The organism is Luteolibacter sp. Y139 (assembly GCF_038066715.1).
Classification (GTDB): Bacteria; Verrucomicrobiota; Verrucomicrobiia; order Verrucomicrobiales; family Akkermansiaceae; genus Haloferula; species Haloferula soli.
Genome location: NZ_JBBUKT010000002.1, coordinates 548,579 through 561,606, shown reverse-complemented (window position 1 = coordinate 561,606; position 13,028 = coordinate 548,579). Strand labels below are relative to the sequence as shown.

Below are 13,028 nucleotides of genomic sequence, written 5' to 3'. Positions count from 1 at the left end.
GCTCCTTGGATCACCCGCCAAAGCATTCTAGTCCCGCCCGAGGTACTTCACCACAGCCTCCGTCCGTGTGCGGACATGGAGCTTCGTGTAGATCTTGTGGAGATGCGTCCGCACCGTTTCGACCCCGATCCCGAGGTCCCACGCGATCTCCTTGTAGAGCGAGCCCTTCACCAGCAAGTTCAGGATCTGCGTCTCCCTTGGTGTGAGGTCAAGGTTCTCGACTGGAGACTTCTTCTTGAAATGGCGCACCACCTTGCGGGCGATCGCAGCCGACATCGGCGATCCGCCTGCAAGCACCTCGTCCAGCGCTTCCAAGAGTCGCTCGGCAATGTCGCGTTTGAGGAGATAGCCGGATGCTCCGGCGGCGAGTGCATTGTAGATCCACTCGTTGTTGTCGTAGACCGTCAGCATCAGGATCTCCGTGTCCAACTGGCGAGCTGCCAGCTTCTCGACACACTCGATTCCCGACATCCCTGGCAGCTGAATGTCCATCAGCACGACATTCGGCGGGGTGTTCGCGAGCACCTTGAGCGCGGACTCGCCGTCCGAAAATGCGGCGGCGAGCTTCCACCGGGGAGATGTCTCGATCAGATCGATCAAGCTCTCCCTTAGCGCTCCATCATCTTCCACGATCGCGACGGTCACCGGGCTCTCAGTCATCGGGAAGGGCTTTGGGGTTTTTGGGAACCGGGCAGAGGAAGCGAACAAGAGTCCCCTCTCCCGGAGTGGAACGAACCTCGCAAGTGCCGCCTATATCGGCAAGCCTGGACTCGAAGTTCCCGAGACCGTGGCCACCCGGAGCGGCGGTTGCCGTGAAGCCTCGTCCGGTATCCAGGATCGAGATCTCCAGAAGCTTGCCGTCGAAACTCACGGTCATGGTGAGGTCGCATGGGCCCGCGTGCTTCAGGACGTTGTTCAAGGCTTCGCGCACCGCCATCGAAACGTTGTGCCGGAAATCCGATCCCACCGGTAGCGGCGGCAAGGAATCCGGCACGTCATAGCGATAGCGGATTTCGCTATCCTGGAAGATCTCATCGGCATTCTGGGTCAGCCGCGAGGCGAGCTCATCGAGGTTGTCGTGTGAGGGATCGATTGCCCATACCAGTTCATCCATGGCGATCACCAGACTGCGGGAAACAGACTTCATCTTCTCGAGCTGCTTCCGCGCCTTGTCAGGTTCCCTTTCCATCGCACGCCCGGCCAAGGTCGCCGCCAGGTTGAGGACCGTGATGCGGGTGCCGAGGTCATCATGCACGTCACGGGCAATGCGGGTTCGGTCTCTTTCCAACGCGGCTTGGAAGGCGAGTTCGCGCAGCCGTTGCCGGTTGCGCCGGTTGCGTTGCCGGATCAGTGCGACCGCCACCAGCGAGCTGAGGCAAGTCGTGACCGCGGGCCAGAACCATCCCCGCTGCCAGGCATGCGGGCGCACCAGGATGGGCAGCGTGAGTGCCGCCGTTTCAGGGCGGGAATCGTTCGTCATTCCAATCGCGCGGAAGACATACTCTCCCGGCGGAACATTGAGAAAGGTCGCTCGCTGTAAGTTGCCGGTGATCACGTTGTAGGCCTCGCGCCACGTGACGATCAGCGTTCGCCCCGCGGTCTTCGCCGGATCAAGTGCCTGGGTGGCCGTCCACTTTCCACCCATCGACTGGTCGCCATCGATGAGGCTCAGCATGGCAGAGCCATCCTTGTTAGAAACCAGGGCGATGGCTGGTTCTTCCCCACCGCGCGACCAGCCCGTGGGAGCCCGCATCGGCGAAAGCACGTCCGAGCCGATTTCAAACCGGCCGTTGGCCCATAGCGGTTTTTCCGGACTCTCAGGGAGATGGATATCGAGGTTATCGAGGCACAAGCTGCCGCTGGTGTCCTGCGCTCCGGAACTGAGCGTGACGCGCAGGAATCTCGCGTCCTCCGGTGAGTAGAGCGCTCCGCGCCTGATCGTGGTGTTCGAGTCGCCCAATCCCGTCCCCCATCCGGGGCTGCTTCCCGTCATGTTGAACTGGGCTTGGGAAAGTGGCTTCGAGGCTGCATCCAAAAATTCGAAGGTCAGGCTCATTCCCAGCACGCTCTCCTGCCAGTGTTCGTCGAATCCACCGAGTTGGCAGCGCAGTTGCACAGGACGACCGACGAAATTCGACCCTGCCCCGATCTCGAACTCCATCCGGTGCAGGCCCGGGCTGAGACTCAGTGGCGTGCCTGCCGGTGGAATTGCTTGGATTGCTTCGCCGTCCACCGTCACGCCGGTGAAGCCCAGTTGAAAGGTGCCGCCACGTGCGTTCGCTTCCTTTGGAGGGATGGCATAGTCTGATCCGCGCTTCCCGGGAGAAACGAAACAGAAGTCGGTGGGATGCCTCGCCACCGAACTCACCCGCACTTCATCGATCAGCCCGGGGAAAGGCTCCGCCTCGGCATTCCCGGGAAGGTGGTTCCGCGCTTCGTTGCCGATCGCGAAGTCGCCCGTCGTTGTGGCCAGCTTGTGCGAAAGCATGCCGAGACCGATCCGATTGGCTGACTCGCGCGGAGCATCCAGCCGTGTCCAATAGAGCTGCAGGGAGCCCGGCACTCCCGGCCGACCGTCGTAACACACGGCCACATGGAACCAGTCCTTGGTATTGATCGCGTGCGGACCGCGCACTGGAATCGACGCGATGGCGCCGCCCTCTGCGCCGCTGTTGGGAAGAGGAGTGAAGGAAAGGAAGCCCTCCCGCTCCACACGGAAGCTGAAGATCCGGTCGCTCTGTTCACCGTCCATCGTGATGATGGCAAGCGCGATGGACCGGGCTTGGGACGGCAGTTCATCGAACTTCAGCATCGCCTCGAAGGTGAATGCCCCCTTCTCACCCTGAAAACGGAAGCCCTCCGGTGCATTGTCCTCGCTGCCATTCGCGAGAACAGGGGCCACCGTTACGATCGCGCCTGCGAGCGAGGGTTCACCCGGTGTTCCTCCGGCATCATGATGGAATGAAATCGAGCGTCCCAGTCCTAGCAAGCCGGGCTCCCCAGCAGCCGCTCCGTTGTGCATACCTCGCAGATCGCTCCCATCATTGACCGCATCCTTGAATGGAGGTCCCTGCTCATCGAGATGCCACAAGTGAATGGTGTTGCTGTCCACTTCATAGGGTTCGACCTTAGGTTCCGCCGCCAGCAGAGCTCCTGTTAGAGCAAGCAGGCAAACCCACGCGACCCACCGCGACAGCTGGCGTGGCCGCCAGCCGCGAACTGCTTGGGTCGGAGCGTGTGAATGCATGGGTTTGCCCTCTATCCGTGGATAGTTGGGGAACGCTTTCAAGAGGGAATCGCAGGGGGACGCAAGCAGCCACAGGGGCCATCACACGAATGTGTTACGCATCGTCCCATATTGGTGTGACGGAGCCGCATCTCATTGAAAACAAGCGAAAATGCGGGCCTAGCTGGATTGATCGGATTCCTTGAATCCCGCAGACGCACCGTTGTTCCCGGCGGCGTCTCCCGACCCCAAACCCAGACCCAAGATTCACGAGAAATGAAAATCCAGACGAACCCCTTCGTCGGTGCGCTGCTTGTCTCAGGGCTGCTTCTCCCCGCCGCACAAGCGGGAGTGGCCCCCTACACGTCAGCTGATGCCGATACCACCTATCTCTATCATTTCAGCGAGGCGTCGGGAACGAGTTCCGCCGCCAATGCCGGTTCCACCGGTCGGGCAGCCCTCTCGATCGATGGCAATCCGTATGCCGGCGACACCGTCGACCAGGCGCTGATCACCACCGTGCTCGGCAGCACCGGCTTCACTGGATTCGGCAATGCCGCGAGCCTTTTCAGCGACGCCTGTCTCGGCGTCGACGCGGATGGAAACGGAGCCTTCCGCCCCGGCGACAGTGCGCCGGTGGGCCCTGATCAAATGACGGGCCATTCCACCATCTACGGCGTTGGCAATGCCTTCACCTTGGAAGCGATGGTCAACGTCTCATCCATTACCGGCGCGAACCGCGAGATCATCTGCACCGACACCAACGGCGCCGCAGCCGATCGCGGCTTCCAGTTCCGCATCAATACCACCGGCAATCTCGAGTTCAACGCCATCGGCACTACCCCCGCCGCGGCGATCATCCCGATCCCCACCACTGGAGCCCACGCCTTCGTCGCGAATGAATGGTTCCATGTCGCGTTGACTTACGATGGCACCACGCTCCGCTTCTACTGGACCCGTGTCGCGCCCTCGTCCACCACGACCAATGAGATCGGGACCAATACGGTGGAAACCGTGGAGCTCGCCGACGATGCCATCCTGGTGCTGGGAAATGAAGGCCGCAGCACCGGCGGGCTGGGAGGCGAGCCGCTGGGCGGTCTTCTCGACGAGGTGCGCATCAGCAAGGTCGCACGAACGCCGAGCCAGTTCATTTTCTTCAACGAAGGGGACACGGACAACGACAACCTCCAGGACGGATGGGAGGTCACCTACTTCGGCGATCTCACCCAGAACGGATCGGGTGATTTCGACGGCGATGGATTCAACAACCTCGCGGAGCAAACCGCCGGCTCCAATCCTAACAACTCCGAGTCCATCCCGGGTGAGACCGATGCCGACGGCTTGGCAGACTCCTGGGAGATCGCGCACTTCGGCAATCTCAACCAATCCGGTGACGGTGATCCCGACCACGACTTCGCCACCAATAACGACGAGGAAACAGCGGGCACTGATCCCAACAGCAGCACCAGCTTCCCGGACAGCGACACCGACGGCTTGAGCGACGGCTGGGAATTCAACTTCCTGGGCGACCTGAGTTTCACCGCCTCCCAGGATCCCGATCAGGATCTCTACACCAACGCCGAAGAATACACCGCCGGTACCAATCCTCTCGATCAACTCTCCTCACCCGACGGCGATGCGGACGGCCTGGTAGACGGCTGGGAAGTCCTCTACTTCCACGTCAATGGCGACAACAGGACCACCCTGCTGGCAAGACAGGATGGCTCCGGCGACCCGGACGGCGACGGCTATACCAACGAGCAGGAAGAGACCGCAGGCACCAATCCAACCACTGCGGAAAAGCCAACCGACCTCGACACCGATGGATTGATCGACTCGTGGGAGATCGCCAACTTCAATGGTCTCGACGAGGATGCTACCGGTAATCCAGACGGCGATACCGCGAACAATCTGCAGGAGCAGAATGCAGGCTCGGATCCCAACTCAGCGGCTTCCAAGCCCGGCGACATCGACGGCGACGGCATCCTGGACAACTCCGGAGCGTTTCAACCCTATGCAGCGGATAGCCATACCCTTCACCTCTGGCATCTCGATGAGGTGGATCAACCGGCAATGGATGTGGGCAGCAATCCCGTCACGATGGGTGCCCTCAATGGGAACGGCAGGCTTTGGACACCTTCGCTTGCCGGCTTCTCCACGGGCCTCGATACATCACTCGGACGCGGCTCCGCCTCGGGTGGTGCACTCTCTGCGAAGCCTTTGGTGAATGGCCCGGAAGACGATACCACCATGAGCTATGCAGGTGCGGATGGAGCATTCACCTACGAAGCCATCGTCAGGATCGACTTCAATCCCGCGGCCGCCACTTCTCCCACAAACGCGATGCAGATCGTGACTGGCGAGTCGGATGCCAGCGCCAGTCGCATCTGGCAATTCCGTCTCGTTCCGATCAATGGACCGGGGAACACGGGCGGCACCACGCCGCGCTTGGAATTCATCAACATCCACGGAGCTATCGGCACCCAATCGCTCTCAGCGCCGCTGCCGACGAGTGGTGATCCGGACGCCATCGTCCAAGGCAGTTGGTATCACGTCGCCGTCAGCTACAATGGCAGCGAAGCAACGCCGGACAACTTGAAGCTCTATTGGACGCTGCTCGATCCATCGCGCACGCAGGCCAATGAAGTGTTCTCCGGTCAGATGACGAGTGACCTCATCAGTGCCGCTCCGGATTTCACGATCGGGAATGAGGGCAAGGGTGACCCCACCGGCCCTGGTTCCACCGATGGCTTCGCTGGCGTGATCGATGAAGTCCGCATCAGCGACATCGCCCGCACTCCCGGTCAGTTCTTCTTCACCGGTGGCGCTGGTGACACCGATAGCGATCAATTGCCTGACGCCTGGGAAACCACCTGGTTCGGAGACCTGAGCCAGGCGGCGGATGGCGACTTCGATCACGATGGCTCCGACAACCTGACCGAGTATCGCCTCGGCCTGACACCGAACACCGGCACCTCCCGCTTCGCGGCCACCATCGGCACCGGCCATCAGATCCAGTGGCCGAGCGTCACCGGAGTGACCTTCACCATCGAAAGGAGCACCAACCTCGGCTCCGGATCCTGGTCCGTGCTGAATGCGGCCTTCGCCGGTACCGCCGGCACGGCCAGCTTCACCGACCCCTCCCCGCCGGCCGGCAAGGCCTTCTACCGGATCAAGCTCAACCCCTGATTTCGGGAGCAGCCGGGTTATTCACATGCCGGGGATCGCCACGCGCGATTCCCGGTTTCTTTTTGCCGCCGTCGCTCTTTGTAGGACAAGGGATTCCCGCTTGACCCCACGGGGTGCAGATCGCCATAGTCCGCCGCCTTCCCGAATAGTCGGGGAGGGCGAATTTTTGAACCCTTGCAATCGGCGGACGGTACCGCGCCGGGGCTTCTGACGACCGTCATTTTCCTTTTCCAATCCTTTCACCATCAGAATGTTTGCTCGATTATTCGGCAGCTGGTTTTCCAATGACATCGGCATCGACCTCGGCACCGCCAATACCCTCGTCAACGTCAAAGATCAGGGCATCGTCCTGCGCGAACCGTCCGTTGTGGCCGTCAGGGCGGGCACCAATGAAGTGCTGGCTGTAGGCGACGATGCCAAACGCATGCTAGGCCGCACGCCCGGCAATATCGTGGCCATCCGCCCGCTCAAGGACGGCGTGATCGCCGACTTCGAGGTCACCGAGGCGATGCTCCGCCATTTCATCCGCAAGGCGAATAACCGCCGGCGGAACAACCCGCGGGTGGTCATCGCGGTTCCCTCCGGCATCACCGAAGTGGAACGCCGCGCGGTGAGCGAGTCAGCCGAGCAGGCAGGCGCGCGTGAAGTCCACATCGTGGAAGAGCCGATGGCCGCCGCAATCGGCGTGGGCCTCCCGGTCATGGACGCCTCTGGCAACATGATCGTCGACATCGGCGGCGGCACCACGGAAGTGGCGCTCATCTCGCTGGGTGGCATCGTTTTCGCCCGCTCCGTCCGGACAGCTGGCGACGAACTGGATGAGGCGATCGTTTCCTACATGAAGCGCGCCTACAATCTGATGATCGGCGAGCGCACCGCGGAGGATATCAAGATTCGACTCGGCTCCGCGGCTCCGCTGACGAAGGAGATCACCATGGATGTGAAGGGCCGTGACCTCGTGGCCGGCCTGCCGAAAACCATCACCATCACCTCGCAGGAAATCCGCGAGGCCATGGCCGACCCGCTTTCCACCATCGTCGATGCCGTGCGCACGACGTTGGAGCGTTGCCCGCCAGAACTTGCCGCCGACCTCGTGGACCGCGGCATCGTGCTGGCAGGCGGTGGAGCCCTCCTGCGGGGCTTGGACCGACTTCTCCGTGAAGAAACGGGCCTGCCGGTCCATGTCGCCGAGGATCCCCTCAGTGCCGTGGCGGAAGGCACCGGCAAGATGCTTCAGGAGATCGAGGTACTGAAGCGGGTCACCACTTCTTCCCACTACTGACCGGCTGACGCCAAGCGCTCCTCGCCATGAGGCCGCTCAATCTCCTCGCATTCCTTCTCTTTCTGGCCGGGGCCGTGTGGGCCCTGACCCGGAGCGAGCGCGCCGTCAGGGAAATCCAAGCCACCTACTATCAGTGGCTGACTCCCTTCCTAAGCGCCGGCTCCTCGATGGAGGTCAAGGCCCGCAGCTTCGTCGACGAGGTGCACCACTCGAAAGAGCTGGAGGCCAAACTCGAGACCATGAGCAGCGAGTATGACCGGCTGCGCCTGATCGAGTCCCACGCCCAGGATCTGGAAGAAGAAAACGCCCGGCTGCGTCGCGACCTGGAATTCCAGAAGCGCATGGATTTCAAGGCCACCGCCGCCCACGTGATCCGCCGCCAGCCCACGACCTGGTGGCAGACGGTGGACATCGACCGTGGCGAAGAGAGCGGAGTCGCCCTTCACCAGCCGGTGGTCGCCAATGGCGGTCTCGTCGGCAAGGTGGACCGGGTTGGCAAGACCGGAGTCTCGTCGGTGATCCTGCTGACGGACGAGGCATGCCAGGTTTCCGTGCAGGTCGAGGGCACCGTCGAAAAGGGCATCCTCAGCGGCCAGCGTGGCCAATACGAGGGCGGGCCGCGGCTCCGCCTGCGATTCCTTTCCCGAAATTCCCGGCTCAGCCCGGGCACGAAAGTTTACACCACCGGGCGCGGCGGGCTTTTCCCCGCGAACATCCTGGTGGGCACCATCGAGTCGGTCATTCCCGGACCGCTCGACTCCGAGGCTTTGGTCCGTCCGTCAGTTGATTTCACGGATCTGAGCACGGTATTCCTTTTGCCTGCCGTGACCCCGTGATCCGCTACGCCTTGAGCCTGTTCGTCCTCGTCCTGCTGGCGCTCGCCGCGCAGCAATTCATTCCGGCGCTGACGGGACTCTACAATGCACGGCTGCTGCTGGTGACGCTGGTCTTCCTTTGTGCGTCGGTGACGGTCGGCCCCCCGGTCATGCTGGCGTTGGCATTCACCTGTGGCTTCCTCTGGGATGCCCAGTGTGCGCTGGGGCCACCCGGTGGCGATCCGGAGATCTACCGGTATCACGTGGAGCCCCTCCGCTTCGGCTACTCGATCCTGCTCTATGGGGTGATCGGGTATCTGATGCAGGGCATCCAACCGCTCTTCCGCGAGGGCAAGTGGCAGTTCTCCACCGCACTCGTCGGAATCTCCATCTTCGTCTATCTGACCGCGGAATATCTCATCATCAATTTCATCCGCGGCGGCTTCGTTTTCACGGAAGCCACGCTATTCCAGATCGCCGCCACCTCCACCCTCACCATGCTGTTCTCGCCGCTGGTGTTCTGGGTTTTGTTCTCCATTGCCGGGAAATTCGGCCACGAGATCCGCTTTGAAGGATTGAAGAAAAAGCAACGGTCCCGCTACCGCTCCATCGCGTGACACCATGATCGAACCCCGCTACCGGCTTCGCGTTTACATCCTGACCGCCCTCGTGCTGTTTGGCTTCGGGGTGCTATTGTCGCGGCTGTATGAGTTCCAGATCATCGAGCAAAAGGCTTTCAAGGACCAGATTCCGGGCAACCGCCAGATCACGGTCCGCGAACCGGGAATCCGCGGGGAAATCAAGGACCGGAACGGCATCGTGCTTGCCCGCAACAAGCGGCAGTTCGAGGTATCCTTCAATCTCGAGGAAATCCATCAGGCCTACCGCCTCCAGCGGGAGGAGGCGACCAAGAATGACATCGGAGATGAGAAGGGCATGCCGCGCTCGGTCAAGGTGACCGACATCGTCGAAATCGTGAAGGAGAGGGTCATCGGCCCGCTCGCCGATCTCGGTCTGGCCCGGGATTTCAATGCCGACGCGATGCGGGTCCACTACAAGACACACGGCGGCCTCGTGCCCTTTGTTTACACCACGGACGTCACTTACGACGACTTTGCCAAGTTCGCAGAGCACTCGCTCGATATCCCCGGCGTCTATCTCAATGTCCGCCCCCTGCGCGAGTATCCCTACAAGGCCTTGTCCTGCCATGCCCTGGGCTACCTTCGCCAGTGGTCGAAGGGCACCATCCCCGAGGCCGCGCGGCGCGAGTATGGCTATCAGTACATCGGCGACGATGCGGGCATTGCCGGCGTTGAGGCCACCCTCGATGACATGCTGCGTGGCACCGAGGGATGGAAGAAGATCGTAAAGAACGAGAAGGGCAAGATCCTCGGTGAAGGTGCCTACGATGTGCTGGACCCAGGTGTCGGCGCGGAGGTCACGCTGACCATCGATGCCGAGGCCCAGTATCTCGTTTCGAATGTCATCCGCCGCGCGGGCGATGCATCCGGCATCGTGATGGACGTGCGCACTGGAGAGATCCTGGCGATGGCCTCGATCCCGGACTACGATCCGAACGACTACATCCCTAGTATTTCCGAGGCGAAGGCCAAGGAATACGACAGCAATCCGCTCCACCCGTGGATGGACCGCAACATCAACGCGTTTGCCCCGGGCTCCACCTTCAAGATTCCCACGGCTCTGGTCGGAGCCACGCGTGGCCTCGCGACCCGGGTTTTCAACTGCAGCGGCGGGGTCAATTACGGCACCCAGCGTGTCCGCTGCTGGATTGAGAAGCAGAAAGGCGGCAGCCACGGCCCCCTCACCCTTCCGAAGGCGATCCAGCAATCATGCAACCCCTACTTCATGCAGCTCGCGAATGCCATCGGAGCCCCGGGGATGCCGGACGGTTTCCGCATGCTCGGCTTCGGCGAAAAAACCGGCATTCCCCTTCCCGGCGAGCAAACCGGCACGGTCATCGGCAGCCGCGAATGGCTGCGCAGGAACCCGAACGAACGCTCGACTCCGATCAACATGGGTTTCGCCGCCATCGGCCAGGGGAACTCGATGGCCACGCCCTTGCAGCTTTGCGCGATGATCTCCTGCGTCGCCAACGGCGGTCGCTACTATCAGCCGCGGCTGATCAAGAAGGCCGAACGACGCGAAGGCGAAAAGATGGTAACCATCGTCAAGGATGAGCCTCGCCTGAAGGTGGACCTGCTCAAGGAAGGCGTGAAGAAGTCCGACATCGACCTCATCCATCTCGGCATGTGGAAGGCGGTCAACGAGCAGGGCGGCACCGCCGGACGAGTGAAGATTCCGCCTTACGAAGTCGATGGTGTGAAACTCCCCGGCTACGAGGTCGCTGCCAAAACCGGCACCGCCCAGGCAGAAACCGCCATCGTGGATGGCAAGCCCTACCAGCGCCACAATTCGTGGACCATGGCCTTCGCGCCTTACAACGAGCCGCGCTACGCCGTGGTTGTCTTTGTTCACGACGGGAAGTCCGGCGGCAAGGTTTGCGGGCCGCTGGTGCATCTTATCCTGCGCGGTCTGCTCGCCCGCGATGAAGGGATGAGGCTGCCGCTCCATCCTCTGGATCCGGTCGCGGGCAAGCTCGAACCGATCGAAGAGATCGCCCTGCCCGCGGATGTCCTCGAAGCGATTGATCTCACTCAGAACGACGGCGACACCGGTGATGAATCCGCCGAGGCCGCCGCCGCGTCGGGCATCGTCCCCGAAAACCCCAACGCCACTCAACCCATCACCCCGAAACCCACCATCACCCGCAAGGCCGATGCTGAAGGCACCGTGGTCAAACCGCGCAAGAAGCCTCCGGCGCGCTCTCACTAACCTCTTTCCAATACTTCCTCTCCATCAAATCCATGATCCAGAAAATCAAACGCTTCCTCGGCATCGGGCGACCGAATCCGAAGGAAGGCAATACGGTCATTGTCAATGTTGAACGCCTTGAACGGCGCGTCGCTCTCCTCGATAACGGTGTCCTCGAAGAATACACCGTCGAGCGTGAAGGCGAGCAGAACATTGTCGGCGGCATCTTCAAGGGCCGCGTAAAGAACATCGAGCAGGGCTTGAAAGCCATGTTCGTGGACATCGGCCTGGACAAGAACGCCTTCCTTCACTTCTGGGATGCCATCCCTGCCGCCCTTGATGCCGGACTCGAAGAAATCGAGCGCGCCGGTTCCCACAAGAAAAAGCAACAGCAGAAGATCACCTCGAAGGACATCCCGAGCATCTATCCGATCGGCTCGGAAATCATGATCCAGGTCTCGAAAGGACCGATCGGCACCAAGGGCCCGCGTGTCACCACCAACATCTCGTTGGCCGGCCGCTACCTCGTGCTGATGCCCTACACCGAGCAGTTCGGTATTTCCCGCAAGATCGAAGACCCGAAGGAGCGTCAGCGCCTGCGGAAGATCATGCAGAAGCTCAGCGTGCCGGAAGGCATGGGCATCATCATGCGCACGGTGGCGCACGGTACTCGTGCCCGTCACTTCGTGCGCGATCTCGCGATGTTGCTCGAGCAATGGCACGGCGTGGAAGACAAGCGTGACTCAGGCCCGGCACCGCTCTGCGTCTTCCAGGAGCCCGGCTTGATCGAGCGCACTGCCCGTGACTTCCTCACAGATGAAGTCGATCAAGTCCTCTGCGACGACGCCCAGACGACCGAACTCATCCGCGAGATCGCCGGCAAGGTGTCCCGCCGCGCGAAGCGCCGTATTCATCACCTGCCAAACAATCAGCCGATCTTCGAAGCCGTCGGCATCCAGAAGCAGATCGACGAGGCATTCTCGCGCCAGGTCTGGTTGCCCTGCGGCGGCTACATCGTCATCGATGAAACCGAGGCACTCATCTCCATCGACGTCAATACCGGCCGCAACCGTGGCTCGAAGGACGTGGACAAGATGATTCTCGAAACCAACGTCGAGTCTGCCCAGGAAGTCGCCCGCCAGCTCCGCCTCCGCAATATTGGCGGTCTGGTCGTCGTCGACTTCATCGACATGCGCCATCGCAAGGACCAGCAGACGGTCTACAAGGCGATGAAGGATCGCCTCAAGAAGGACAAGGCGAAGACACAGGTCCTGCAGATCTCCGCGATCGGCCTGATGGAGATGACCCGCCAGCGCCTCAATGAGTCGCTGCGCGACACCATGTTCGAACCCTGCCCCTATTGTCAGGGCCGCGGTCGCGTGAAGACGCCCATGACCATGAGCGTGGAAATCCAGCGCCGCATCGTGACCGTCATCAACAAGCACCGCGACCAGGCAGGTGACCTCGTCGTCGTTGTGAATCCTGACGTGCTCAATCGATTCCGGACCGAGGACAGCAAGCACCTCGTGGAGCTGGAGCGCCAGCACTCCGGCCGCCTGATCTTCCGCTCGGATCCATCGCTTCACCGCGAGCGCTTCGTGATCGTCGATGCCGCTACGGAGAAGACGATCGACCAAGCTTGATACCGCTTCCCTCACAAACGCCGCCCTCGCAAGGGGCGGCG

Annotated in this window: 8 protein-coding genes; 6 read left to right on the top strand and 2 right to left on the bottom strand. The window is 61.6% G+C overall.

Going from position 1 to position 13,028, the window contains the following annotated elements; translation table 11 throughout:
- Positions 1–27: 27 nt before the first annotated feature.
- Together WKV53_RS07240 and WKV53_RS07235 are read right to left on the bottom strand one after the other, a co-directional pair.
- Entirely contained in the window at positions 28–660 is a 633-nt protein-coding gene (locus WKV53_RS07240) for a response regulator (protein WP_341403750.1), read from the bottom strand.
- The gene (locus WKV53_RS07235; protein ID WP_341403749.1) at positions 653–3,247 is read right to left on the bottom strand and encodes a histidine kinase; all 2,595 of its coding nucleotides are present in this window, start codon (positions 3,245–3,247) and stop codon (positions 653–655) included. Before WKV53_RS07235 ends, WKV53_RS07240 begins: the two co-directional genes overlap by 8 nt.
- A gap of 255 nt (positions 3,248–3,502) precedes the next feature.
- Here WKV53_RS07235 and WKV53_RS07230 point away from each other — a divergent pair, with 255 nt between their 5' ends.
- The 6 genes from WKV53_RS07230 (at position 3,503) to WKV53_RS07205 (ending at position 12,987) form a co-directional block, all read left to right on the top strand.
- Entirely contained in the window at positions 3,503–6,415 is a 2,913-nt protein-coding gene (locus WKV53_RS07230; RefSeq protein ID WP_341403748.1) for a LamG-like jellyroll fold domain-containing protein, read from the top strand.
- 250 nt (positions 6,416–6,665) lie between these two features.
- Positions 6,666–7,697: a rod shape-determining protein gene (locus WKV53_RS07225; RefSeq protein WP_341403747.1), complete on the top strand. Its 1,032-nt coding sequence runs from the start codon at positions 6,666–6,668 to the stop codon at positions 7,695–7,697.
- Between the two features lie 26 nt (positions 7,698–7,723).
- A complete protein-coding gene (mreC, locus tag WKV53_RS07220) occupies positions 7,724–8,533 on the top strand; it encodes a rod shape-determining protein MreC (RefSeq protein ID WP_341403746.1) in 810 nt (269 codons plus the stop codon).
- On the top strand, positions 8,530–9,129 hold the full coding sequence (locus WKV53_RS07215; RefSeq protein WP_341403745.1) for a hypothetical protein: 600 nt from the start codon (positions 8,530–8,532) through the stop codon (positions 9,127–9,129). The genes mreC and WKV53_RS07215 overlap by 4 nt, the downstream gene beginning before the upstream one ends.
- 4 nt (positions 9,130–9,133) lie before the next feature.
- Positions 9,134–11,365, top strand: coding sequence for a peptidoglycan D,D-transpeptidase FtsI family protein (locus WKV53_RS07210; protein ID WP_341403744.1), 2,232 nt, complete (start codon positions 9,134–9,136; stop codon positions 11,363–11,365).
- 32 nt (positions 11,366–11,397) lie between these two features.
- Positions 11,398–12,987 (top strand): Rne/Rng family ribonuclease, encoded by a 1,590-nt coding sequence (locus WKV53_RS07205; protein ID WP_341403742.1) that lies wholly within the window; start codon positions 11,398–11,400, stop codon positions 12,985–12,987.
- The last annotated feature ends 41 nt before the right edge of the window (positions 12,988–13,028 follow it).